Source organism: Streptomyces sp. NPDC102258, from assembly GCF_055584685.1.
This window is the reverse complement of record NZ_JBVJLO010000018.1, coordinates 20,705-44,809: the sequence shown is the minus strand read 5'-3', so window position 1 is coordinate 44,809 and position 24,105 is coordinate 20,705. Positions and strand designations below refer to the sequence as shown.

The 24,105-nt window shown below is 72.4% G+C and carries 22 protein-coding genes; 11 read left to right on the top strand and 11 right to left on the bottom strand.

Translation table 11 applies throughout. From position 1 onward, the window contains the following. Nucleotides 1–3: 3 nt before the first annotated feature. The 4 genes from ACZ6ZT_RS26375 to ACZ6ZT_RS26360 all read right to left on the bottom strand — a co-directional run bounded on the left by ACZ6ZT_RS26375 (nucleotide 4) and on the right by ACZ6ZT_RS26360 (nucleotide 2,927). Nucleotides 4–789, bottom strand: coding sequence for an SURF1 family cytochrome oxidase biogenesis protein (locus ACZ6ZT_RS26375; protein ID WP_469722404.1), 786 nt, complete (start codon nucleotides 787–789; stop codon nucleotides 4–6). Between the two features lie 147 nt (nucleotides 790–936). Further along, nucleotides 937–1,170, bottom strand: coding sequence for a hypothetical protein (locus ACZ6ZT_RS26370; protein WP_215031936.1), 234 nt, complete (start codon nucleotides 1,168–1,170; stop codon nucleotides 937–939). A gap of 96 nt (nucleotides 1,171–1,266) precedes the next feature. Next, nucleotides 1,267–2,253 carry a DEDDh family exonuclease gene (locus tag ACZ6ZT_RS26365; protein ID WP_469722403.1) on the bottom strand — a complete coding sequence of 329 codons (987 nt, stop codon included), beginning with the start codon at nucleotides 2,251–2,253 and terminating at the stop codon, nucleotides 1,267–1,269. Continuing rightward, a complete protein-coding gene (locus ACZ6ZT_RS26360; protein WP_469722402.1) occupies nucleotides 2,250–2,927 on the bottom strand; it encodes a TetR/AcrR family transcriptional regulator in 678 nt (225 codons plus the stop codon). Before ACZ6ZT_RS26360 ends, ACZ6ZT_RS26365 begins: the two co-directional genes overlap by 4 nt. Before the next feature lie 110 nt (nucleotides 2,928–3,037). On the opposite strand from ACZ6ZT_RS26360, the gene ACZ6ZT_RS26355 reads away from it, so the two are divergent. The 4 genes from ACZ6ZT_RS26355 to ACZ6ZT_RS26340 are packed head-to-tail and all read left to right on the top strand — an operon-like array spanning nucleotide 3,038 to nucleotide 7,250. After that, nucleotides 3,038–3,835, top strand: coding sequence for an acetoacetate decarboxylase family protein (locus ACZ6ZT_RS26355; RefSeq protein WP_469722401.1), 798 nt, complete (start codon nucleotides 3,038–3,040; stop codon nucleotides 3,833–3,835). 1 nt (nucleotide 3,836) lies between these two features. Then, nucleotides 3,837–4,721, top strand: coding sequence for an SDR family NAD(P)-dependent oxidoreductase (locus ACZ6ZT_RS26350; RefSeq protein ID WP_469722400.1), 885 nt, complete (start codon nucleotides 3,837–3,839; stop codon nucleotides 4,719–4,721). Nucleotides 4,722–4,740: 19 nt separating this feature from the next. Continuing rightward, nucleotides 4,741–6,033 (top strand): amidohydrolase family protein, encoded by a 1,293-nt coding sequence (locus ACZ6ZT_RS26345; RefSeq protein ID WP_469722399.1) that lies wholly within the window; start codon nucleotides 4,741–4,743, stop codon nucleotides 6,031–6,033. After that, the gene (locus tag ACZ6ZT_RS26340; protein WP_469722398.1) at nucleotides 6,030–7,250 is read left to right on the top strand and encodes an amidohydrolase family protein; all 1,221 of its coding nucleotides are present in this window, start codon (nucleotides 6,030–6,032) and stop codon (nucleotides 7,248–7,250) included. Before ACZ6ZT_RS26345 ends, ACZ6ZT_RS26340 begins: the two co-directional genes overlap by 4 nt. 54 nt (nucleotides 7,251–7,304) lie before the next feature. Here ACZ6ZT_RS26340 and ACZ6ZT_RS26335 read toward each other — a convergent pair whose 3' ends face one another. Continuing rightward, nucleotides 7,305–10,409: an NACHT domain-containing protein gene (locus ACZ6ZT_RS26335; protein WP_469722397.1), complete on the bottom strand. Its 3,105-nt coding sequence runs from the start codon at nucleotides 10,407–10,409 to the stop codon at nucleotides 7,305–7,307. Nucleotides 10,410–10,523: 114 nt separating this feature from the next. Between ACZ6ZT_RS26335 and ACZ6ZT_RS26330 the strand changes: the two genes are divergently transcribed. From ACZ6ZT_RS26330 to ACZ6ZT_RS26320, 3 genes are read left to right on the top strand one after another with little or no spacing between them, the layout of a single operon-like run. After that, nucleotides 10,524–11,522, top strand: a complete 999-nt coding sequence (locus ACZ6ZT_RS26330) for a sterol desaturase family protein (RefSeq protein WP_469722396.1) — start codon at nucleotides 10,524–10,526, stop codon at nucleotides 11,520–11,522. Continuing rightward, a complete protein-coding gene (locus tag ACZ6ZT_RS26325; RefSeq protein ID WP_469722395.1) occupies nucleotides 11,519–12,211 on the top strand; it encodes a lysoplasmalogenase in 693 nt (230 codons plus the stop codon). Before ACZ6ZT_RS26330 ends, ACZ6ZT_RS26325 begins: the two co-directional genes overlap by 4 nt. 29 nt (nucleotides 12,212–12,240) lie before the next feature. After that, complete coding sequence (locus tag ACZ6ZT_RS26320) at nucleotides 12,241–13,284, top strand: zinc-dependent alcohol dehydrogenase family protein (protein WP_469722394.1); 1,044 nt, start codon at nucleotides 12,241–12,243, stop codon at nucleotides 13,282–13,284. A gap of 71 nt (nucleotides 13,285–13,355) precedes the next feature. On the opposite strand, the gene ACZ6ZT_RS26315 is transcribed toward ACZ6ZT_RS26320, so the two are convergent. Beyond that, a complete protein-coding gene (locus ACZ6ZT_RS26315) occupies nucleotides 13,356–14,900 on the bottom strand; it encodes a S8 family peptidase (protein WP_469722393.1) in 1,545 nt (514 codons plus the stop codon). Nucleotides 14,901–15,172: 272 nt separating this feature from the next. Between ACZ6ZT_RS26315 and ACZ6ZT_RS26310 the strand changes: the two genes are divergently transcribed. From ACZ6ZT_RS26310 to moaA, 3 genes are all read left to right on the top strand, one after another. After that, nucleotides 15,173–15,538: a DUF485 domain-containing protein gene (locus tag ACZ6ZT_RS26310; RefSeq protein WP_469722392.1), complete on the top strand. Its 366-nt coding sequence runs from the start codon at nucleotides 15,173–15,175 to the stop codon at nucleotides 15,536–15,538. Continuing rightward, on the top strand, nucleotides 15,535–17,163 hold the full coding sequence (locus ACZ6ZT_RS26305; protein WP_469722391.1) for a solute symporter family protein: 1,629 nt from the start codon (nucleotides 15,535–15,537) through the stop codon (nucleotides 17,161–17,163). The genes ACZ6ZT_RS26310 and ACZ6ZT_RS26305 overlap by 4 nt, the downstream gene beginning before the upstream one ends. A gap of 176 nt (nucleotides 17,164–17,339) precedes the next feature. Beyond that, on the top strand, nucleotides 17,340–18,329 hold the full coding sequence (moaA, locus tag ACZ6ZT_RS26300) for a GTP 3',8-cyclase MoaA (protein WP_469722390.1): 990 nt from the start codon (nucleotides 17,340–17,342) through the stop codon (nucleotides 18,327–18,329). A gap of 80 nt (nucleotides 18,330–18,409) precedes the next feature. On the opposite strand, the gene ACZ6ZT_RS26295 is transcribed toward moaA, so the two are convergent. Both ACZ6ZT_RS26295 and ACZ6ZT_RS26290 read right to left on the bottom strand, forming a co-directional pair. Then, complete coding sequence (locus ACZ6ZT_RS26295; protein WP_469722389.1) at nucleotides 18,410–18,673, bottom strand: hypothetical protein; 264 nt, start codon at nucleotides 18,671–18,673, stop codon at nucleotides 18,410–18,412. Between the two features lie 138 nt (nucleotides 18,674–18,811). Then, the gene (locus ACZ6ZT_RS26290; RefSeq protein WP_469722388.1) at nucleotides 18,812–19,144 is read right to left on the bottom strand and encodes a DUF3099 domain-containing protein; all 333 of its coding nucleotides are present in this window, start codon (nucleotides 19,142–19,144) and stop codon (nucleotides 18,812–18,814) included. A gap of 202 nt (nucleotides 19,145–19,346) precedes the next feature. Between ACZ6ZT_RS26290 and ACZ6ZT_RS26285 the strand changes: the two genes are divergently transcribed. Next, complete coding sequence (locus tag ACZ6ZT_RS26285) at nucleotides 19,347–19,625, top strand: GlsB/YeaQ/YmgE family stress response membrane protein (RefSeq protein WP_469722387.1); 279 nt, start codon at nucleotides 19,347–19,349, stop codon at nucleotides 19,623–19,625. A gap of 96 nt (nucleotides 19,626–19,721) precedes the next feature. Here the strand turns inward: ACZ6ZT_RS26285 and tyrS are convergent, their stop codons facing one another. From tyrS to ACZ6ZT_RS26270, 3 genes are read right to left on the bottom strand one after another with little or no spacing between them, the layout of a single operon-like run. Continuing rightward, a complete protein-coding gene (tyrS, locus tag ACZ6ZT_RS26280) occupies nucleotides 19,722–20,990 on the bottom strand; it encodes a tyrosine--tRNA ligase (RefSeq protein ID WP_469722386.1) in 1,269 nt (422 codons plus the stop codon). A 51-nt stretch (nucleotides 20,991–21,041) separates the two neighbouring features. Continuing rightward, nucleotides 21,042–22,433 (bottom strand): metallopeptidase TldD-related protein, encoded by a 1,392-nt coding sequence (locus ACZ6ZT_RS26275; protein WP_469722385.1) that lies wholly within the window; start codon nucleotides 22,431–22,433, stop codon nucleotides 21,042–21,044. Next, complete coding sequence (locus tag ACZ6ZT_RS26270; RefSeq protein ID WP_469722384.1) at nucleotides 22,433–23,995, bottom strand: TldD/PmbA family protein; 1,563 nt, start codon at nucleotides 23,993–23,995, stop codon at nucleotides 22,433–22,435. Before ACZ6ZT_RS26270 ends, ACZ6ZT_RS26275 begins: the two co-directional genes overlap by 1 nt. Between the last annotated feature and the right edge of the window lie 110 nt (nucleotides 23,996–24,105).

Sequence of the window (24,105 nt, the reverse complement as noted above, 5' to 3'; positions counted from 1 at the left end):
ACGCTACGCCGAAGCGGGCTCCAGCGTCGCGGCCTTCTCGGCGGCTTCCTCCCGGTCGCGCCTCTCGCGGCGGACCAGGACCACCCAGCCCACCGGTACCGCCGCCGCGAACAGCCACCACTGGACGGCGTACGCCATGTGCGGGCCGATCGAATCGTGGTCGGGCTCGGACACCGCCTCCGGGCTGCCGTCCGGCGGGAGCGGAGCGGTCAGTTCCAGGTACCCGCCGAGGACCGGCCGGCCCGTCGCGGCGGCCTGCTGGGCACTGTTGATCAGCATCACCTGACGGTCCGGGAGGCCCTTGCGGTCCTTGATCCCGCTGTCGCCGCTGGTTTCGTCGGCCTTCAGCCGCCCGGTGACGGTGACCTCGCCGGAGGGCGCGGCCGGCACCGGCGGATAGGCCCGGGAGTCTTCGCCGCCCGCCACCCAGCCGCGGTTGACCAGCACCGCGCGGCCGTCGGCCAGCAGCAGCGGGGTCACGACCTGGAAGCCGACCTTGTCGTCGTTCGAGGTGCGCATCCGCACGACCACCTCGTGCGCCGTGTCGTAGGTGCCGGTGGCGGTGACGGCCCGCCAGTAGTCGGCCCTCGGGACGGTGTGGCCGGGCGAGGTGACCTCGGTCATCGGCACGGGCTTCGCGTACAGGTTCTTCGCGATCAGCTCGTTCTGCGCGACCCGGTGCTCATGGCGGTGGAACTGCCAGAACCCCAGCTTGATCATCACCGGGATGAGGACGAGGGCGATGAGGGTGAGGCACACCCACTGCCGGGTCAGGACGAAGCGGTACACACCCACGACGGTACCCGGGGGGACGGCGACCCCGGCGGCCGGGTGGCCCTCCGGGGTCGGAAGCGGACGCGCGGGCGGTACGGGGGACGGCGCGGGACGGCCCGGTGGCGGCCCAGTGGCGGCGCGAGGGGCCGTGGGCAGGGGGCCTCAGACGCGGTCGGTGATGCCCACCTTCCCCTCCGCGCGGGCGCAGTGCGCACCGCAGAACCACTGGCCCTCCACCTCGACGCCCTGCCCGATGATCTGAACCCGGCAGTGCTCGCAGATGGGCGCCATCCGGTGGATGGCGCAGGAGAAACAGTCGAAGACGTGCACGGCGCCCTGCGCGTGCACCTCGAAGGACATCCCGTAATCGTTTCCGCAGACCTCACAACGTGCCATGCGCCGCATGCTGCGCACGGCGGACGACCGGAACAAGATCCACCGGGGTGAGTCGCCGCCCCTGCACCCGGCCGGAGCAACGCGCCCGTACCGCTCCTACGCCTGCTCGCCGGCGGGCGCCACGTCCCGCAACAGCTGGGTGAAGGCCGCCTCGTCCACCACCGGGGTGCCGAAGGCCTTCGCCTTGACGGTCTTGGACGTCGCCGAGTCGGGGTCGTTGGTCACGAGCAGGCTGGTGAGCCGCGACACGCTCGATGCGATGTGCAGCCCCGCGTCGATCGCCCGGTCCTCCAGTAGCTCCCGGTCCACCGAGGTGTCACCGGAGAACGCGACCCGCATGCCCTGCTTCAGCGGCCTGCCGTCCTCGTAACGGCCCGGGTTGGGGTACGGGCACGCCGGCCGCTTGCGCGAGGCCCGCCAGGTGCCGGAAGTGCCGTACGCGGCCTGGTAGCCGATCCGGGGCGTGGCGGGGGCATCCGACCACTCCGTCAGCGGGCGGCACTCCAGCAGGGGCAGCCGTACGCCGCCCCGCGCGGCCGCGTGCAGCGAGGGCCGGAACGCCTCCGCCAGCACCCGGGCGTCGTCGAGCGCGTGGTGGGCGCGCTGCTGGACCACGCCGAAGTGCGCGGCGAGCGACTCCAGCTTGTGGTTGGGCAGCGGGAGGTCCAGCTCCTTCGACAGGGCGATGGTGCACAGCCGCTGACGGACCGGCGCGGTCGCGGAGGCCCGGGCGTACTCCCGGGCGATCATCTGCCAGTCGAAGATGGCGTTGTGCGCGACGAGCACCCGGCCCGCGAGCCGGTCCGCGAACTCCTCGGCGATGTCCTCGAAGAGGGGCGCGTCGGCGAGCACGGCGCTGGTCAGTCCGTGGATCCAGACGGGGCCCGGATCCCGGCGCGGGTTGACCAGGGTGTACCAGTGGTCCTCCACCTCGCCCCGCGCGTCGAGCCGGTAGACGGCCGCGGACACGATCCGGTCGTCACGAGCGAGCCCGGTGGTCTCCACGTCGACGACCGCGTACCCCTGGGGGTACGCGGCCGGCCACGTCGTGTCTGCGGTCGTACGGTCGTCGAGCATGGTCACAGAGGATATCGGCCCGGACCGACAACCGTGCCCCCGCGGCCTTCCGGCCCGGTTCCGGGCGGCGCCAGGAGGGCGTGGACGAGGGCCCGTACGGACAGCAGGAACAGCCGTTCCGGGTCGGCCGGCCGGGCCAGGGCGCGGGCGAGGTCCGGATCGTCGGGGGCCGTGGCCGGGTCCCAGAGGTCGCCCTCGGCGGGGGACTGGGCGGGGGCGCGCTCGCGATTGCGCTCCACCAGCAGGTAGCCGACGATCTGGAACTGGACCGCGCGCACGGCGTCGGCGGCGCGCGCCCCGCGCAGACCGGCGGCGTGCACCTCGTGGACCAGGGCCTGCTGGGCGGGCAGGAACATCCGCTCGGTGAGGCCGCGTTCGTGGACCATCGCGATCAGGTGCGGGCGTTCGCGCAGTTCGCGGCGGAGGATGCGGGCCACCGACACGATCCGGTCGGCAGGGGTGCGGCCGACGGGGCGGACCGCGCCCATCTCCTGCACGGTGCGTTCCACGAGGGCGTCGAGCAGGGACTCCCGGTTGCCGACGTGCCAGTAGATGGAGGTCACCGCCGTGCCCAGGTCGGCGGCGAGCCCCCGCATGGTCAGGGCGGCCGGGCCGTTCGCCCGGACCAGCGCGGCGGCGGCCGTCAGCACCTCCTCGCGCGTCAGCGGGTTCCTCGCCATCGGCCGGCCGCCAATCTGTCGGATCGTCAGTTCTGGGCGTGCAGGGGTCTTTACCCTTCATCGTCGGCGGTGTAACTGTGTTACAGACCGACCGAAGGAGGGTGCGATACATGGCACGCGTACGGTACGGAGCGCGCACCGAGGCCGAGATCGCGGCATCGCGCGAGAAGAGTTCGAAGCTCCCCGACATCTGGTCCACCGGGGTCGTGGCCGTCTGGGAGAGCGACCCGGACGTGGTGGCGGCGGTCCTGCCGCCGCCGCTCAAGCCCGCGGAGCGGCCCCTGGTACGGGCCAACATCAGCAAGGTCGAACTGCCCGGCTACCCGCTCGGCGCCGGCTCGGTGGCCGTCGCCGCCCGGCACGGCGACGTCGAGGGCTGGTACCCGCTGGTCATGCCGATGACGCACGAGCGCGCCCTGACCGGCGGCCGCGAGGTGTTCGGCGAACCGAAGAAGCTGGGCGAGGTGACCGTCGAGCGCGAGGGCCTCGTCGTACGGGCCGCCCTCGCCCGGCACGGGATCGCCTTCGTGGAGGTGCGCGGGGCCGTGGACCGTCCGCTGCCGCTGCCCGAACCCGTGCGGAAGACCGACTTCTACTTCAAGTTCCTCCCCGCCGTGGACGGTTCGGGCTTCGAGTCCGACCCGGTGCTGGTCCACTGCACGCGCAACGAGAAGGTGCGCAAGCTGGAGCACATCACCGGTGACGTGGTGCTCCGCGAGTCGATGTACGACCCCGTCGCCGACCTCCCCGTACGCCGCGTCGTGGAGATCACCATCGGCGAGAAGACCACCGACCAGAAGGGCCGGGCCGTCGAGCGCGTCAGCGCCCAGGCCCTCCTGCCGTACGTCCACCAGCGCTACGACGACCCGATGCAGATCCTCGACGGGCCGCCCGAGGGGAGCGTCTGACATGCGCCTCGAACCCGGACAGGTGGCCGTCGTCACCGGCGCCGCGAGTGGCATCGGCCTCGCCATGGCCCGCCGCTTCGCCGCCGAGGGGCTGAAGGTGGTCCTCGCCGACGTGGAGGAGGGCGCCCTGAGCGAGGCCGCCGGTGAACTCGCCGCCGAGGGGGCCGAGGTGCTGGCCCGGCCCGTGGACGTCAGCGAGCGCGACTCCGTCCTGGCCCTCGCCGACGCCGCCTACGACGCCTTCGGCGCCGTCCACGTCCTCTGCAACAACGCGGGCGTCGGCTCGGGCGCCGAGGGCCGGATGTGGGAGCACGAGCCCAACGACTGGGCCTGGGCCTTCTCCGTCAACGTCTGGGGCGTCTTCCACGGCATCCAGGCCTTCGTCCCCCGCATGATCGCGGGCGGCGGCCCCGGCCACGTCGTCAACACCTCCTCCGCCGACGGCGGCATCGCGCCCCTGCCCACCGCCTCCGTCTACGCCGTCACCAAGGCGGCCGTGGTCACCATGACCGAGTCCCTCTACGCCCACCTCAAGGCGGAGGGCGCCCCCGTCGGCGCCTCCGTCCTCTTCCCCGGACCGCACATGCTGCGCACCGGCCTGTGGGAGTCCCACCGCAACCGGCCCGAGCGCTACGCGAAGCAGCGGCCGCGCAAGTCCCCGTACCGCAGCCTCGACCAGTACGAGGCCGCCATGAAGAAGGCCGGGCACGAGGTGGACTTCACCCCGGTCGAGGAGGTCGCCGAGCACGTGGTCGACGGCATCCGCGCCGACCGGTTCTGGATGCTGCCTGCCAGTGAGCACAGCGACCGGCAGATCCGCGCCCGCTCGCAGGCGATGCTCGACCGCGCGAACCCCGCCTACCTCGAAAGCTTCATCCTCGACTGAGGAGCGAAGGAGCCCTGCCGTGAACGCGTACGAAGACCCGTACCTGATCATCTCCTCCGACTGTCACGCCGGTCTGCCCACCGAGCGGTACCGCCCCTACCTCGACTCCCGTTTCCACCGCGAGTTCGACGAGTTCCTCGGCCAGCGCGACGCCCGCCGCGAGGAAGCCACCCGGCTCGGCGTGCGCAACGAGGCCTTCGCCGAGAAGTGGTTCCACGATCACGAGGAGGGCCTCAAGGGCGGCTGGGACAGCGCGCAGCGGCTGAAGGAACTCGACGGGGATGGGGTGGCCGCCGAGGTCGTCTTCCCCGACGCGGACGCCGTCGACAGCCAGACCGCCGCCCCCTTCGGGGTGGGCCTCGGCCTCTCCGGGGACCAGGACCCCGAGCTGGGCATGGCGGGCGCGCGGGCGCACAACCGCTGGCTCGCCGAGTTCGTCGCGGCGAACCCGGAACGCCACTGCGGGGTCGCGCTGCTGCCGATCACGGGCGAGCCCGCGCAGGTGGTCGCCGAGATCCACCGGGCCAAGGAGTCCGGGCTGGGCGCCCTGATGATCCCCTCGATGTGGGTGGACAAGGCGCCGTACCACGACCGCCGCTACGACCCCGTCTGGGCGGCGGCCGCCGAGACCGCGATGCCGGTCGTCACCCACTCGGGGGCCGCGCCCCGCCACGAGTACGGGAACCACCTCGGCATCTACGTCTCCGAGGTCACCTGGTGGCCGGCCCGCCCGCTGTGGTTCCTGCTCTGGTCCGGGGTCTTCGAACGCCACCCGGGCCTGAAGTTCGGCGTCGCGGAGTCGGGCTGCTGGTGGCTGCCGAACCAGCTCTGGTTCATGGACCGGCTCTACCTCGGGGCGCACGGCGGCAAGAAGCTGTCCCCCTTCGCGGAGCTGAAGCGGCCCCCGAGCGAGTACCTGGACCGCCAGGTCTTCGTCTGCGCGACCAACACCAAACGGCGCGAACTCGCGCAGCGCTACGAGATCGGCGTCGACAACATCCTCTGGGGCTCGGACTTCCCGCACCCCGAGGGCACCTGGCCCGACACCCGCAACTGGCTGCGCAGGACCTTCCACGACATCCCGGTGGCCGAGACCCGCCGGATGCTCGGACTGGCGGCGGCGGACGTCTTCGGCTTCGACACCGCGAAGCTCGCCCCGCTCGCCCGCCGGATCGGCCCCACCCCCGCGGAGCTCGGCCAGTCCCCGGACCAGGCGGCGGTGGAGGCCTCCTGGGCCCGCTCCCGCGAGACGGGCCGGCACTGGCTCACCGACCACGACTTCCCGGTCCTGGGACAGGAGGTCCCGTCATGACCGAGGACCGCTACACCGTCATCTCGGCGGACTGCCACGCGGGCGCCGACCTCCTCGACTACAAGCCGTACCTGGAGGCCCGCCATCACGACGCGTTCGACGCCTGGGCCGCCACCTACGTCAACCCGTACGAGGACCTCCTCGCCGACACCGCCGACCGCAACTGGAACTCGGCCCGGCGGCTGGCCGAACTCGAAGCGGACGGCATCGTCGCGGAGGTCCTCTTCCCCAACACCATCCCGCCGTTCTTCCCCAAGACCTCGCTGATGGCCCAGCCGCCGACGGCCGCCGAGTACGAACTGCGCTGGGCCGGCCTCCAGGCCCACAACCGCTGGCTGGCCGACTTCTGCGCCGATGCCCCGGGCCGGCGGGCCGGGGTGGCCCAGATCCTGCTGAACGACGTGGACGAGGCGGTACGGGAGATCCGCCGGGCCCGGGCGGCGGGCCTCACGGGCGGGATCCTGCTGCCGGGCGTCCCGCCGGGCTCGGTGGTCCCGGAGCTGTACGCGCAGGCGTACGACCCGATCTGGGCGGTCTGCGCGGAGCTCGACGTCCCGGTCAACCACCACGGCGGCTCGGCCTCCCCGCCGCTGGGCGACGAACCGGCGGCGCGGGCGGTGTTCATGGTGGAGACCACCTGGTTCTCGCACCGGGCGCTGTGGCACCTGATCTTCGGCGGGGCCTTCCGCCGCCACCCGGGCCTCAAGCTGGTCCTGACGGAGCAGGGCTCCGGCTGGATCCCGGGCGTCCTGGACATGCTGGACTACTACCACGGCCGGCTGGTCGCGGCTTCGTCCACGGCGGAGGCCAAGTTCGGCGCGGGGCTGGCCGAGGCGATGGGGCGCGGGCCGAGCGAGGTGTGGCGGGAGAACTGCTTCGTCGGGGCCAGCTTCATGCGCCCCCACGAGGTGCCGCTGCGGGACCGGATCGGCCTCGACAAGATCATGTGGGGCAGCGACTACCCCCACGACGAGGGCACCACCCCCTTCTCCCGCGAAGGCCTCCGCATCGCCTACGCGGGCCTGCCCCGGGACGAGGTCGCCGCGATGGTCGGCGGCAACGCCGCCCGCGTCTACGGCTTCGACCTCGCGCTCCTGGACGCGGTGGCCGCGAAACACGGCCCCCTGGTCTCGGAGATCGCCGAGCCCCTGGAGCGGATCCCCGAGGGCGCCACCAGCCCGGCCTTCGCCCGCGGCGCCTCGGTCCGCGTCTGGTGACCGGCTCCCGCCGGAGCGGCCCGGTCCGTGGGGGACCCGGGCCGCCCCGGCGGGTCAGGGGACGTAGGTGATCCGCTCCGGGGGCAGGGCCTCGGCGCCGTGCACCCGGACGGTGGCCGCCACGCGCACCGTGAGCCCGTCCAGCCCGGCCAAGGGGGTGAGGTCGTACTCGCCCCCGTTGAGGAGGGTCAGCCGGGTCAGATGGGGCAGCTCCCGCAGCACGGAGAGGCCTTGCGGGACGGCGCAGTCACCCAGGGCGAGCCACTCCATGCCGGGGCAGCGCAGCAGCACCTCGGGGCCGACCTCCGCGTCGAGGATCTGCAGCCCCTTGAGGGCGGACGGATCGGGCAGGGCCAGGAAGCCGGCCGTCTGCCCGGGGCCGGAGAAGGTCAGCCAGGTCAGCGCGGGCCAGCGGCCGATGTCGTCGAGGGCGAGGTGCGCGGCCCGGGGGTGCAGGTGCAGGGAGGTCAGCCCGGCGGGCGCGGGCAGGTCGGAGACCCGGTCGATGCCGGGCACCGGGTAGTCGAGGTACAGGTACGTCAGGGCGTCCATGCGGGCCAGCGGGGCGAGGCCCAGCCGCTCCGGGGCGTTGATGAGGGTGAGGCTCTTCAGGGACCGCAGCTCGGTCAGCGGGTCCAGGAACGCGATCCGCTGGCAGCCGTACATCCCCAGGTACTTCAGGTCCTCGAACACCTTGAGGCCGGCCAGGTCCGTCAGTGAGCTCTGCAGGAGTACGAGGTTCTCCAGCTCGCGCAGGGCCCGTACCTGCGGCGGCAGGCTCCCGCCGCCGACGAGGCCGATCCAGCGGACGCCGGTCAGCCGGGGCAGCACCGCGAGCTGCGCGGGGGTGCGCACCCACAGCTGGACGTCGTCCAGCCGGGTCCGCGCCAGCACGGCGTCCGCGTACTCCCCCGCCTGCTCGAAGCGGTCCCAGCCCTCGGCCAGTTCCCGGCGCACCTTGTACCGGTGGTCCGGCCGGAACCGGGCCAGCACCTCCACCGCCTGGTCACCGCCGATCAGCGTCGCCGTCCGTACGGTGGCCGCCGCCGCGTCCTCCTCCAGGAGCAGCGGCTCCGTCAGCAGCTCCAGCACCAGCGGCCCCGCCTTCGCCAGCTCCTCCGCCTGCGCGGCGCTGCGCGGCGGCAGCAGTTCGGCCGTGCGGCGTTCGACCTCCCGGCGTACCGACGGGTCCAGCTCCGGGGCGTGTTCGAGGCAGGCGGCGGCCAGCAGGACCAGCCGGTCGCGGTACTTCCGCACCTTGTCGGCCCGGGCCAGGATCCGGCGCAGCAGCGTGGCCCGCTCGTCGGCCCGGGCGTGCCCCACCGCCATCCGCACCACGTCGTCCCAGGTGTCGTCGTGGGCGTTGCGCACCAGCACCCCGAGGTCGCGGGCCTCCACGGCGGCCTTCGCCCCGAGGTAGTCTTGGAAGGTCCGGTGGACGAAGTCGACCGTGCCCGGCACGGGTTCGCGCAGCAGCCCGCTGCGGATCAACAGGTGGCTGAAGACCTCGGCCGCGGTGCCCTGCGCCCGGACCTGGGGCATGGAGTCCAGCCACTCCTCCACCATCTGCACGGCCTCGTCGCGGTCGGCCTCGTTCTGGCCGTTGCGGATCAGCCAGTACGCCAGCCGCTGGAGCAGCACGGTCTGTTCCTCGCGGGTGAGCCGGACCCCCTCCACCCCGCTGATCTCCCGCTCGGCGTCGCGCCGGACGAGCAGCATCTCCAGGGCCGCGTCGTACAGCTCCTTGCGCACCCGGGGGAGGTGCGTGCGGCGGTCCCGGTTCAGGGCGCACAGCAGGGCGCACATCAGCGGGTTCGCGGCCAGCCTGCCCAGGTCGCGGCGGGTGGCGACGGCCTCGCGCAGGGAGGTCTCGTACGTGTCGACCTCGGCGCGCTGGGCCGCGTCGGCGCACTCGGCGCGGGCGGCGGCGTGCCACTGCCCGACGAAGGCGCCGATGTCCTCCCGTTCCATGGGCAGCAGGGAGTGGGCGGTGAAGCCCTGGCCGGCGAGCCAGCCCTCGGGGACCGCCGACGGGCGGGTCGTCACCACGTAACGGGCCTTCGGGAAGGCGGAGACCAGACCGCGCAGCCACGCCTGCGTACGGCCGCGCAGCCGCAGCGGGACCTCGTCCACCCCGTCGACCAGGACCAGCGCCCGCCCGGTGCGCATCATGTCCTCGGCCCAGCCCGGCGGAGCGGTCAGCGGTACGCCGGACTCCGGCAGGAACTCGGCCGGCAGGGGCAGGCGTTCGGCGGCGGTGAAGGAGCGCAGCCGCAGGACGAACGGGACGCAGGCGTTCCAGGGCGCGAGGTCACCGGTGAAGGAGCGGCCGGCGGCGTTGACGGCCAGCCACTGCACGAGGGTGCTCTTGCCGGATCCGGCGGGGCCGCGCAGCAGCGTCCGGTCGGCGGCGGCCAGCGCGTCGGCCGCCTTGCGGATCGTCCGGTGGGAGGCGGCCTCGCCCGCGAGCAGCTGCTCGCCGCTCACCGCGAGGCTGATGTAGGCCACGTCCAGCGGCCATTCGCGCGGGGAGCTGCTGAGGGTGACGCCGAAGAGCTGGAGGCGGCCGTGGGCTCCGGCGGTGTACGCGGCGTAGCGCTCCTCGAAGGCGTGCGCCGCGCCGCTCGGGGCGTCCTTGAGGTCCTGGACCGCGTGGGCCAGGGAGGTGGTGCGGTCCAGCAGTTCGACGCCGACGCGCGGGCCGAAGCCGGGCAGGGTCGTCATGTGCTCCACCGCGTGGGCGCAGCTCTGGGTGACCAGTTCCCGGTACAGCGCCTGCGCGGGGCCGCTCAGTCCGGCCGGCGGGGAGTGGGCCAGGACGTGATCGGCGAGAGCCCCGGGGGCGAGGTCCAGGGCGAGCAGGGTGTCCAGGTCGAGGGTGCCCAGGGCGGCGAAGGCGTCGCCGACGGCGTCCACCGCCGACAGCCGCTCGTTCTCCGGCAGTGTCGCCGAGGCCGCGTCGAGCCGCCGGGCGAGGCTCTCGGTGAGCCGGCGTATCTCGCGATCGCGCAGTTCCGCCGGGGGCCGCTGCCAGGGCCGGACGGGCGCGACCGGGTCGGGTACCTGGCCCGCGCCCGGGGCCCGGGCCAGGAAGGACTTCACCACGGCGCTCGCCGCCGTACCCGCCACCCGTAAGAGCAAGCTTTCCAGACCCGTCACACGACCTCCCCGACCCGATCGGCCAGTATCGCCGGTACCGCCGGTAACGCGGTCGGATACCGATCGGTAACAACCTCTAGCGCGGGCCCCGGAGGCGCCTCTATGGTGCGGGACATGCCGAACCTGCCCGATGTCGTGCTGTGGTCCATACCCGCCTTCGTGCTGCTCACCGTCATCGAGGTGGTGAGCTACCGGCTCCATCCCGACGACGATGCCGCCGGGTACGACCCCAAGGACGCGGTCACCAGCGTCACGATGGGCCTCGGCAGCATCGGGTTCGACCTGCTCTGGAAGATCCCGGTCGTCGCCGTCTTCACCGCCGTCTACGAACTGACGCCGCTGCGCGTGCCGTTCCTCTGGTGGACCGCCCTGCTGATGCTGCTCGTCCAGGACTTCCTCTACTACTGGCAGCACCGCCTCCACCACGTCATCCGCATCCTGTGGGCCTGCCACGTGGTCCACCACAGCAGCAAGCGGTTCAACCTCACCACCGCCCTGCGGCAGCCCTGGACCAGCGCCACCACCTGGTGGTTCTACCTGCCGATGGTCGCCCTCGGGGTACACCCGGCCGCGATCCCGTTCTGCTACGGCCTCAACCTGCTGTACCAGTTCTGGGTCCACACCGAGCGCATCGGGAAGCTGCCGCGGGCGTACGAGTACGTGTTCAACACGCCCTCCCACCACCGCGTCCACCACGCCTCCCAGGGCGGCTACCTCGATCGCAACTTCGGCGGGATCCTGATCGTCTGGGACCGGATGTTCGGGTCCTGGGTGGGGGAGACGGAGCGGCCCGTCTACGGGCTCACCAAGAACATCGACACCCACAACCCGCTGCGCGTCGCCACGCACGAGTACGCCGCCATCGCCCGCGACGTACGCGCCGCACGCAGCTGGCGCGAGCGCGCCGGCCGCGTCTTCGCCGGCCCGGGCTGGCAGCCGACGGCCGCGCCCGCCGCCGCCCGGCCCGCCGCGCCCGCCGCCCGGCCCGCCGCGCCCGCCGCCCGGCCCGCCGTCGCTTCGGCCGCCCCCGCCCAGTCCGCCCAGCCCGCCGCGTCCGCCGCCAAGGCCCCGGCTCCCCAGGCCTCCGCGCCGGAGCCCGGACGCGTCGCGTGAGCGCCACCGGGTCCCGTACGCCGTTCCGGCAGGCGGCGCCCCGCCCCGCCGCGGCCGGCGCCGGGCGGCTGCTGCTCGGCGCCTTCGCCGTGGCCGCGGCCGTCGACCTCGGCGCGCTGCTGGCCGGCTGGCACCTCGGGCACGTGATCGCCAAGCCGCTGCTGATGCCGCTGCTGGTGGCGTACGTCCTCACCCGCCGGGCCCCCCGGCCGCTGGTCGCCGCCCTGCTGTTCGGCTGGGGCGGGGACGTGGCCCTGCTCTTCGACGCCGATGCCGCCTTCCTCGTCGGCATGGGCTCCTTCGCCGCCGGGCACGTCTGCTACCTCGTGCTCTTCGGCCGGCGCCGGACCGGCCCCGCCCTAGCGGTCGCGTACACCCTCGCGCTCGCCGGGACCGTCGCGCTGCTCTGGCCGGACCTGCCGCCCGGCCTCCGCGTCCCCGTCGCCGGGTACAGCCTGCTGCTCACCGCCATGGCCTACCGCTCCGGCGCGCTCGGCCGCGCCGCGGGCCTCGGCGGGGCGCTGTTCCTGCTCTCCGACACCCTGATCGCCACCGGGGTCGCCGACTGGCCCCAGCCGCCCCGCCCCGACTTCTGGATCATGGCCACCTACCTCGCGGCCCAGTACCTGCTGGCCGCGGGCGCACTCGCTCCGGAGCGGGCGTACGGTAGGAAAGTCCTACAAGACTGAACGACCCTGATCCGAAGGGCTGCATCACCATGCGCGCCACCGTCATCCACGCCCCGCACGACATCCGCGTGGAGGAGGTGCCCGACGCCGCGATCCAGCGTCCCGAGGACGCCGTCGTCCGCGTCCTGCGCGCCTGCATCTGCGGCAGCGACCTCTGGGCCTACCGCGGCGAGGCCGCCCGGGAGCCCGGTCAGCGGATCGGGCACGAGTTCCTCGGCGTCGTCGAGGAGACCGGTTCCGCCGTCTCCGGACTGCGCGCCGGCGACCTGGTCGTGGCCCCCTTCATGTGGTCCGACGGCACCTGCGACTACTGCTCCGAGGGCCTGTACACCTCCTGCGTGCACGGCGGCTTCTGGGGCTCGGTCGGCCACGACGGCGGCCAGGGCGAGGCGGTGCGCGTCCCGCACGCCGACGGCACCCTGGTCCGGCTCCCGGCCGACGCCGCCTCCGACGACCACCTGCTGACGGGGCTGCTCGCCCTCTCCGACGTCATGGGCACCGGCCACCACGCCGCCCTCGGCGCGGGCGTCCGCAAGGGCTCCACCGTCGCGGTCGTCGGCGACGGGGCGGTCGGGCTGTGCGGCGTACTGGCCGCCAAGCGGCTCGGCGCCGACCGGATCATCGCCCTGGGCCGGCACACCGTCCGCACCGACATCGCCAGGCTGTTCGGCGCCACCGACGTGGTCGCGGAGCGCGGCGAGGCGGCCGAGGCTGCCGTGCGCGAGCTGACCGGCGGGCAGGGCGCGCACGCCGTCATCGAAGCCGTCGGCACCGAGCAGTCCATGCGCACCGCCTTGAACATCACCCGCGACGGCGGGGCCATCGGCTACGTCGGCGTCCCGCACGGCAGCGGCACCGGCCTCGACCTGGGCGAGATGTTCAACCGCAACCTCACCCTGCGCGGCGGGGTCGCGCCGGTCCGCGCGTACATACCGGAGTTGCTGGAGGACGTGCTGAGCGGTGCCATCGACCCGGCGCCCGTCTTCGACCGCGCCGTGTCCCTGGACGAGGTCCCGGAGGGCTACCGGGCGATGGACGACCGCAGCGCCCTCAAGGTCCTGATCAAGCCCTAGGCCGCGACGGGGACGGGCCGGGCGGGGAGTTCCCCGCCCGGCCCGTTCCGCTTCTCGCGTGGTGAGCGCCGCTACTTGACGGCCTTGAGCGCGTCGACCACGCCCGAGCCGTAGTAGCCCGTCTGGCCCCACTTGGCCTTGCAGGTGGCGGCGTCCACCAGCAGGCCGTTGTCGTCGTAGATCTTGTCCGGGCAGGCCGTCTTCGTCGCCTCGGCCTTGAGCAGTGCCTGGATCTGCGAGGGAGTCGCCCACGGGTGGGCGCTCTTGATCAGCGCCGCGACGCCCGCCACGTGCGGGGTGGCCATCGAGGTGCCCTGCTTGTAGCCGTAGCCGCCGCCCGGGAGGGTGGACAGCACCCGGCCGTTGGCGTCGGGGGTGGCCGGGATCTGCCACTTGTCGCCGCCGGGCGCGGCGACGTCGACGACGCCGAGTCCGAAGCTGGAGTAGTACGACCGGAAGCCCTGGGCGCCGGTCGCGCTGACCGTGACCACACCGGGCAGCTGGGCCGGCAGGTCCAGGCAGGTCTTCGGGTCGATGGTGCGCGGGACGGGAGTGGCGTCGTCCGGGCTGGTCGGGTCGACGAGCGAGTCGGCGGCCAGGTCGTACTCCTCGTTGCCCGCCGCCGCCACGTTCAGCACGCCCTTGCGCTCGGCGTACTTGGTGGCCCGCGCGAGGGACTCCACCAGCGCCTTCTGGTCGTCGTCCGACTTGCAGTTGAACATCCACGGGTCGACGTAATAGCTGTTGTTCGTCACCTCGATCCCCTTCTCGGCGGCGAACATGAAGCCGCAGACGACCGCCTCGGTGAAGAACAGGCTGGTCCCGGGCTCGCTCACCTTGATGCCGGCGACCTTCACCCCGGGCGCGACCCCGCTGACGCCGATGCCGTTGCGGGGCGCGGCGATGGTGCCCGCGACGTGCGTGCCGTGGTCGGAGCCGTCCGGGTACGGGCGCCAGGCCCCGTCGGTGGTGTCCGCGACGCCCCCCACGCAGTTGGCGGACTGGCTCTTGGAGAAGTTCGCGGCCAGATCGGGGTGGGTGTCGTCCACACCCGTGTCGATGACGCCCACGGTGACGTCCGGGCTGCCATCGTTGATCTTGTGAGCCTGATCGGCCTTGATCGCCCGCAGGTCCCACTGGTTCGACTCCAGGGGCTCCTGCCCCGGAGCCGCCTGCGCCGCCGCCTTCGCCGCGTCCGCCGCGCTCAGCTTCTGCGTCGTGCCCTCCTCGGTGGTCTGCACCGTCTGGAGGGGAGCCGTCCGGGTGGCGCCGACCGACACGAAGAGGCTGCGCTGGGCCCGCAGCACCTTGGCGAAGTCCGGGTTCTGGGAGTGTGCGACGACGACCCCGATCTGCTCATAGGACGTCACCACCGTTCCGCCGGCCCGCTCGATGGCCTTCTGGGCCTGCTTCACCGTCCCGTACGCGGTCAGGTTCGCCACGTACGACAGCTTCGGGCCCACGGGGGCTGCCTTCGCGGCCGTCGCCGGGCCCGCCGTGTCGCCGACCGGCGCGGCCGAGGCCGCCACCGAGGGCAGGAAGGCGAGTGAGGCCGTGAGCGCCAGGCCGACCGGAACGGCGAGGGCTCGCCGGCGGCCGTGTCCCAGATGAGCCATGGGTTCTCCACATCATCCGCGAAAAAGCCGTCCGCACGCGGTCGCGTCGGACGGGTTCATGACACGCGAACCTAGCGCTGACGTTCCCTTCTGCGCCATGCGTTCGAGAAATCAGTTCTCCGAAAAGCCGAAGAGTCACAGAAACAGCGGGTGTTGAACCGTCCCGACACGCCGGCCGTGCCGTTGACAGGGGGGTATCAGCACCGCCGTCCCCCCACACGGAGGTTGCTTTGCCCGTCCCCACCGCACCCGCGCCACAAGGAGAACCCCCCGTGACCACCGAAGCAAAGCCCCCGCTGAGCGGCGCGGCAGCGCCACCGGCGAGCCCCACGGCCGAGCAGTACGCGGCCGCGCAGCAGAGCCCCGAGTTCACGGAACTGCGCCGCTCCTACCGCTCCTTCGCCTTCCCGCTCACCGTGGCCTTCATCGTCTGGTACCTGCTCTACGTCCTGCTGTGCAACTACGCGGGCGGCTTCATGGGGACCAAACTCTTCGGCAACGTGAACGTCGCCCTGGTGCTCGGACTCGCCCAGTTCGCGACGACCTTCCTCATCGCCTGGTGGTACTCGCGCCACGCCGCCACCCGCCTCGACCCGCAGGCCGAGGCCATCAAGGCGCGCCTGGAGGCCGGAGCATGAGCGCGATCGCGCCGCTGACGCTCGCCGCCGGAGCGAGCGAGCACCGCCCGCTGATCCTCACCCTGTTCGGGCTGTTCGTCCTCGCCACCCTCGGCATCACGATCTGGGCCGGCCGCCAGACCAAGGACGCCGCCGACTTCTACGCGGGCGGCCGCCAGTTCACCGGCTTCCAGAACGGCCTGGCCATCTCCGGCGACTACATGTCCGCCGCGTCCTTCCTCGGCATCGCCGGAGTCATCGCCCTCAAGGGCTACGACGGCTTCCTCTACTCCATCGGCTTCCTGGTCGCCTGGCTGGTGGCCCTGCTGCTCGTCGCCGAGCCGCTGCGCAACTCCGGCCGCTACACGATGGGCGACGTCCTCGCGTACCGGATGCGCCAGCGGCCCGTCCGCACCGCCGCCGGCACCTCCACCATCGTCGTCTCGATCTTCTACCTGCTCGCGCAGATGGCCGGCGCCGGCGTGCTGGTCTCGCTGCTGCTCGGCATCACCAGCGACGCCGGCCAGATCGGGATCGTCGCCCTGGTCGGCCTGCTGATGATCGTCTACGTGACCATCGGCGGCATGAAGGGCACCACCTGGGTGCAGATGGTCAAGGCCGTCCTGCTGATCGCCGGGGCCCTGCTCATCACCTTCCTGGTGATGTGGAAGTTCCACTTCAACGTCTCCGCCCTGCTCGGCAAGGCCGCCGAGAACAGCGGCAAGCACGCCGCCTTCCTGGAGCCGGGGCTCAAATACGGCATCACCGGGAACTCGAAGCTGGACTTCATCTCCCTCGGCCTCGCCCTGGTCCTCGGCACCGCCGGCCTGCCGCACATCCTGATCCGCTTCTACACCGTCCCCACCGCGAAGGCCGCCCGCAAGTCCGTGAACTGGGCCATCGGCATCATCGGCGTCTTCTACCTGATGACGATCGCCCTCGGCTTCGGCGCCGCCGCGCTGCTCAGCCCCAAGGAGATCACCGACTCCAACCCGTCGGGCAACACCGCCGCCCCGCTGCTGGCCCAGGCCGTCGGCGGCGGCGCCGATTCCACCGGCGGCGCGGTCCTGCTCGCCGTGATCTCCGCGGTCGCCTTCGCGACGATCCTCGCGGTGGTCGCCGGCCTGACCCTCGCCTCCTCGTCCTCCTTCGCGCACGACATCTACGTGAACGTGATCCGCAAGGGCGAGGCCACCGAGAAGGAGGAGGTACGGGCCGCCCGCTGGTCCACCGTCGTGATCGGCGCCGTCGCCATCGTCCTCGGCGCGCTCGCCCGGGACATCAACATCGCCGGCCTGGTGGCCCTCGCCTTCGCCGTCGCGGCCTCGGCGAACCTGCCGACGATCCTCTACAGCCTCTTCTGGAAGCGCTTCACCACCCGGGGCGCCCTCTGGTCCATCTACGGGGGCCTGGTCTCCTCGGTGGTGCTGGTGCTGTTCTCGCCCGTGGTCTCCGGCAACGAGAAGACCTCCATGTTCAAGGGCGTCGACTTCCACTGGTTCCCCCTGGAGAACCCCGGGATCGTCTCCATCCCCCTCGGCTTCCTCCTCGGCTGGCTGGGAACCGTCCTGTCCAAGGAGAAGGCCGACCCCCAGAAGTTCGCCGAGCTGGAGGTGCGCTCCCTCACCGGAACAGGGGCGCACTGAGATCCGCCGAACACCCGGCGCGGCCGCCTCGTACTTCTCTACGACGCGGCCGCGCCACCTCTCGTTCCTTCGGGCCCCCCTGCGGGAGATCCCCGTCGCGTAGGCTCGAAAGGAGCGCACCCGCGTACCCGCGACTGCGCCAAGCTCTACGGATCCGGACAGGGAGGGGGCCCACAGTGCTTCTCGACACCTACGGCCGCGTGGCGACCGACCTGCGCGTCTCGCTCACCGACCGGTGCAATCTGCGCTGTACCTACTGCATGCCCGAGGAGGGCCTGCAGTGGCTCGGCAAGTCCGACCTGCTGAGCGACGACGAGATCGTGCGGCTGATCCGCATCGCCGTCACCGACCTCGGCATCACCGAAGTCCGCTTCACCGGCGGCGAACCGCTGCTGCGGCCCGGCCTGGTCGGCATCGTCGAGCGGTGCGCGGCCCTGGAGCCCCGCCCGCGGATGTCCCTGACCACCAACGGCATCGGCCTCAAGCGCACGGCGCAGGCGCTCAAGGCCGCCGGCCTGGACCGGGTAAACGTTTCGCTGGACACGCTGCGCCCCGAGGTCTTCAAGACCCTCACCCGCCGCGACCGCCACCGCGACGTGATCGACGGCATGGCCGCCGCCCGCGCGGCCGGTCTGACCCCCGTCAAGGTCAACGCCGTCCTGATGCCCGGCCTGAACGACGACGAAGCCCCCGACCTGCTCGCCTGGGCCGTGGAGAACGCCTACGAACTCCGCTTCATCGAGCAGATGCCGCTGGACGCCCAGCACGGCTGGAAGCGCGACGGCATGATCACCGCCGGGGACATCCTCCAGTCCCTGCGCACCCGCTTCACCCTCACCGAGGAAGGCTCCGAGGAGCGCGGCTCCGCCCCCGCAGAGCGCTGGCTGGTCGACGGCGGCCCGGCCACCGTCGGGGTCATCGCCTCCGTGACCCGCCCCTTCTGCGGAGCCTGCGACCGTACCCGGCTCACCGCCGACGGCCAGATCCGTACGTGCCTGTTCGCCACCGAGGAGTCGGACCTGCGCTCCGCCCTGCGCTCCGGCGCACCGGACGAGGAGATCGCCCGCCTGTGGAAGGTGGCGATGTGGGGCAAGAAGGCCGGGTCCGGTCTCGACGACCCGTCCTTCCTCCAGCCCGACCGCCCCATGTCGGCGATCGGCGGCTGAGCCGCCGGGCCGTTTCCCGGCCGGGGGATCGGGCGCGGCCCTCGGGCGCGCTCCTCGGGCGCGCTCCTCAGGTGCGCTCCTCAGGTGCGCTCCGAGCCCTCCGGCTGTTCCCACGCGCCGAGTTCGACGACGTCCTTCAGGAAACCGCGTACGTCCAGGAACCGGGACAGGTGCTCGCGGTGCTCCTCGCACGCCAGCCACGTCTTGCGCCGCTCCGGCGTGTGCAGCTTCGGGTTGTTCCACACCAGGACCCAGACCGCGGCGGCGCGGCAGCCCTTGGCGGAACAGGTGGGAGTGTCGATCTCGGAGCCGGGCCCGGAGAAGAAGAAGTCAGGGGAGTTCACAGCCTCAACCCTACAAACGGAAGGGCGACGCCGGGCAGCCACGGGGGGAGCTGCCCGGCGTCGGTCCGTCGCTCCGACGGGGGATGCGGAGCGCGTAGGCAGTATGTCACGCAGGACCCGCTGGGGTGCACCGGAACTTCATGATTGATCTGAGGTTTTCTTGAGGTTTCCGGTCTCCAGCGCCGGGCGCACCGGGGCCGGTACGAAGTGTGAGGGCAGCGAGGGCGCCGACTCGCGGCCGGCGTTGGCGATGACCACGGCGATGTAGGGCAGCAGGAGACCCGCAGCCAGCGTCACCATCGCCACATGGCGTTCCACGTTCCACAGCACGACCGTGGCGACCACCGACAGGGTGCGGATCCCCATCGAGATCACGTACCGGCGCTGCCGTCCGCGCACGTCCTCGGCGAGGCTCATCCGCGCTCCGGTGATCCGGAAGACCTCGGCCCCGTTCGGCTTCGACCGCTGCATGCTCCACCACCCGATCCGCCCGCCGGGCACACCCCGGCCCGGAACCCTCCCACCGTACGCCGCCCCGGCGCCGGTGAGGAGCCGGGGGTGGCTCCGGTCTCCCGCCGGCGTCCCCGGATGGCCGCGCCCGGCGTGCGCGCGCGGCCGGACCGGCCGAGACTGGGCCCACCTGCGCACAACGCGCGTCACGAGGAGGCTCGACATGCAGTGGTTGTGGGCGATCATCGTCGGTTTCGTGCTGGGCCTCATCGCCCGTGCCATCCTGCCGGGCAAGCAGCACCAGCCCCTGTGGCTGACCACCATCTTCGGCATCATCGGCGCCCTGCTCGGCAACGCCGTCTCGCGCTGGATCGGCGTCGAGGACACCAAGGGCATCGACTGGATCCGGCACCTGCTCCAGCTGGTCGGAGCCATCGTCATCGTCGGGCTGGGCGACATGGCCTACCTGGCGCTGCGCGGCGACAGACGCCGTACCGTCTAGCGCCGCGCGTGCCGGTGGGCCGGTACGGACGTCCTGTCCGTACCGGCCCACCGTCGCGTCAGGCCGTTCTCGCCGGTCCCGCCGGTCTCCCGGCCGTCAGGCGCCGGTGACCTCGACCGCCGCCAGGTTCTTCTTGCCGCGCCGCAGCACCAGCCAGCGGCCGTGCAGCAGGTCCTCCGCCGCGGGGACCGCGTCCTCGGCGGTGACCTTCACGTTGTTCACGTAGGCACCGCCCTCCTTCACGGTCCGGCGGCCGGCGGACTTGCTGGCGACCAGGCCGGTCTCCGCGAACAGGTCCACGACCAGGCCAGGCTCGGCGACCCGCGCGTGCGGCAGCTCGGAGAGGGCCGCGGCCAGCGTGGCCTCGTCCAGCTCCGCCAGCTCGCCCTGGCCGAACAGCGCCTTCGACGCGGCGATCACGGCGGCGCACTGGTCCGCGCCGTGCACCAGCGTGGTCAGCTCCTCCGCCAGCGCCCGCTGCGCGGCGCGCGCCTGCGGCCGCTCGGCGGTCTGCGCCTCCAGCGCCTCCAGTTCCTCGCGGGACTTGAAGGACAGGATCCGCATGTAGGTGGAGATGTCCCGGTCGTCCACGTTCAGCCAGAACTGGTAGAACGCGTACGGGGTGGTCATCTCCGGGTCCAGCCAGACGGCCCCGCTCTCGGACTTGCCGAACTTGGTGCCGTCCGCCTTCACCATCAGCGGCGTCGCCATCGCGTGGACGTGCGCGTCCGGCTCCACCCGGTGGATCAGGTCGAGCCCGGCCGTCAGGTTGCCCCACTGGTCCGAGCCGCCCTGCTGGAGGGTGCAGCCGTAGCGGCGGTACAGCTCCAGGAAGTCCATGCCCTGGAGCAGCTGGTAGCTGAACTCGGTGTAGCTGATGCCCTGGTCGGACTCCAGCCGCTTGGCGACCGAGTCCTTCGTCAGCATCTTGTTGACGCGGAAGTGCTTGCCGATGTCCCGCAGGAACTCGATGGCGGACATGCCCGCCGTCCAGTCCAGGTTGTTCACCATGAGCGCCGCGTTCTCGCCCTCGAAGGAGAGGAACGGCTCGATCTGCGAGCGCAGCCGGGTCACCCAGGCCGCGATGGTCTCCGGGTCGTTCAGGGTGCGCTCGGCGGTCGGGCGCGGGTCACCGATCTGACCGGTGGCCCCGCCGACCAGCGCCAGCGGCCGGTGGCCGGCCTGCTGGAGCCGGCGCACGGTGAGCACCTGCACCAGGTGTCCCACGTGCAGCGAGGCCGCCGTCGGGTCGAAGCCGCAATAGAAGGTGACCGGACCGTCCGCGAACGCCTTGCGCAGCGCTTCTTCGTCGGTGGACTGGGCGAAGAGCCCGCGCCACTTCAGTTCGTCGACGATGTCCGTCACGGTCTCTCGACTCCTTCGGTGTCTGAAATTGCCATGGTCAGTCTAGGTGGGTCAGACGCCCTTGCTGACCGAGCTCATGTTGAAGTCCGGGATCCGCAGCGCGGGCATCGCGGCCCGTGTGAACCAGTCGCCCCACTCGCGCGGCAGCGTCTTCTCGGTCCGCCCGGCCTCGGTGGCCCGCGACAGCAGGTCCACCGGGGACTCGTTGAACCGGAAGTTGTTGACCTCGCCCGTGACCTGCCCGTTCTCCACCAGGTACACCCCGTCCCGGGTCAGGCCCGTGAGCAGCAGGGTGGCCGGATCGACCTCGCGGATGTACCAGAGGCAGGTCAGCAGCAGCCCGCGCTCGGTGCCCGCCACCATCTCCTCCAGCGAGGTGTCCCCGCCCCCGTCCAGGATCAGGTTCCCGAAGGAGGGGGAGAGCGGCAGCCCGGTCAGGGCCGCGCTGTGCCGGGTCGTGGTCAGCCGGGCCAGCTCGCCGCCGCTGATCCACTCGGTGGCTCCGACCGGCAGGCCGTTGTCGAACACCGAGGCGTCGTCGCCCGAGCTGTGCGCGATCACGAACGGCGCCGACTCCAGGCCCGGCGCGTGCGGGTCGCTGCGCAGGGTCAGCGGCAGCCGGGAGAGCCGCTCCCCGACCCGGGTGCCGCCGCCGGGCTTGGAGAAGACCGTCCGGCCCTCCACCGCGTCCCGGGCCGCCGCCGACCACATCTGGTAGATCAGCAGGTCCGCCACGGCCGTGGGCGGCAGCAGCGTCTCGTACCGCCCGGCGGGCAGCTCGACCTTGCGCTCCGCCCAGCCCAGCCGGACGGCCAGCTCCGCGTCCAGCACGGTCGGGTCCACGTCCTTGAAGTCCCGGGTGGCGCGGCCGGCCCAGGCCGAGCGCGAGCGGTCCGGGGACTTCGCGTTCACCTCCAGGGTCCCGTTGGGCTGGTCGTGGCGCAGCCGCAGCCCGGTCGAGGTGCCGACGTACGTGGACACCAGCTGGTGGTGCGCGAAGCCGTACAGCTCCCGCCCGCCGGCCCGGGCGCGGGCGAAGGCCTCGCCGAGGGCCGGGGCGAAGTCCGCGAACACCGCCGAGGAGGTCTCGGCGGGGCCGTCGGTGAAGTCCGGGGAGGCCGGGGTCCCGGTCACCAGCGGCTGGGCGTCCTCTGCGGGACCGGCCCCGCGCGCGGCCGCCTCGGCGGCCCGGACCAGCGGCTCCAGGTCCGCCGCCGTGACGGCGGAGCGCGAGACGACCCCCGAGGCCGTGCCCTCCTTGCCGTCGACGGTGGCGATGACCGTCAGGGTGCGCCCGCGGGTGACGCCGTTGGTGGTGAGCGCGTTGCCCGCCCAGCGCAGGTTGGCGCTGGACTCCTCGTCGGCGATGACGACGCAGCCGTCGGCCGTGGACAGCTCCAGGGCGCGCTCGACGATCTCGTGCGGCTTGGTTCGGGTCGACATCAGCGTCCGGCCTCCTGCGTGGTGTTCAAGATGTTCACGTCGCGGAACAGGGCCGAGGGGCAGCCGTGGGAGACCGCCGCGACCTGGCCCGGCTGGGCCTTCCCGCAGTTGAAGGCGCCGCCCAGGACGTAGGTCTGCGGACCGCCCACCTTCTCCATCGAGCCCCAGAAGTCGGTCGTCGTGGCCTGGTAGGCGACGTCGCGCAGCTGCCCGGCCAGCCGGCCGTTCTCGATGCGGAAGAAGCGCTGGCCGGTGAACTGGAAGTTGTAGCGCTGCATGTCGATCGACCAGGAGCGGTCGCCGACCACGTAGATCCCGCGCTCCACCCCGCCGATCAGGTCCTCCGTGGACAGCCCGCCCGGGTCCGGCTGGAGCGAGACGTTGGCCATGCGCTGGACGGGCACGTGGCCGGGGGAGTCGGCGTACGCGCAGCCGTTGGAGCGGCCGAGACCGGTGAGCTTCGCGATGCGCCGGTCCAGCTGGTAGCCGGTCAGGGTGCCCTCCGTGACGAGGTCCCAGCTCTGCGCCTCGACGCCCTCGTCGTCGTACCCGATCGTGGCCAGGCCGTGCTCGGCCGTGCGGTCACCGGTCACGTTCATGACCGACGAGCCGTACTTGAGCTTGCCCAGCTGGTCGAAGGTGGCGAACGAGGTACCCGCGTACGCCGCCTCGTAGCCCAGCGCCCGGTCGAGCTCGGTGGCGTGGCCGATGGACTCGTGGATGGTCAGCCACAGGTTGGACGGGTGCACGACCAGGTCGTAGCGCCCGGCCTCGACGCCCGGGGCCCGCATCTTCTCGGCGAGCAGGCCGGGGATCTCCTCCAGCTCGGCGTCCCAGTCCCAGCCGGTGCCCGTCAGGTACTCCCAGCCGCGCCCGGCGGGCGGGGCGATGGTGCGCATCGAGTCGAACTCGCCGGTGGTGGCGTTCACGGCGACGGCCGTGAGCTGCGGGTGGATCCGGACCCGCTGCTGGGTGGTGGAGGTGCCCGCGGTGTCGGCGTAGAACTTGTTCTCGTGGACGGCGAGCAGCGAGGCGTCGACGTGCGCCACGCCCTCGGCGGCCAGCAGCCGCGCGCTCCAGTCGGCCAGCAGGGCCGCCTTCTCGGCGTCGGGGACCGCGAAGGGGTCCACGTCGTAGGCCGAGATCCAGGTCTTGTCGGCGTGCACCGGCTCGTCGGCGAGCTCGACCCGCTCGTCGGAGCCGGCGGCCTTGATGACCTGGGCGGACAGCTTGGCCATGGCGACGGCCTGCGAGGCCACCTTGGCGGCGGCGTCCATGGTCAGGTCGACACCGGAGGCGAAGCCCCAGCTGCCCCCGTGCACCACGCGGACGGCGTATCCGAGGTCGGTGGTGTCGGAGCCGCCGGAGGGTTTGGCGTCGCGCAGCCGCCAGGAGGCGCTGCGGATCCGTTCGAGCCGGAAGTCGGCATGGTCGGCGCCCAGCGCGCGGGCCCGGGCGAGCGCCGCGTCGGCGAGCGCCCGCAGGGGCAGCGCGGTGAAGGCCGCGTCGAGGGAATGGGCCACGGAAATCCTCCGGGGGTCGGGGCAGGTCGGCTCGATCATGTCGCGATCGGGTCCCGGGTGCATACCCGTTTCTGTAGGTACTCGACAGAGCCCGTCGCGAGGCCCTGTCGGAGCCCGATTCTCCGGATGCCGGACCGGACCTATAGGTT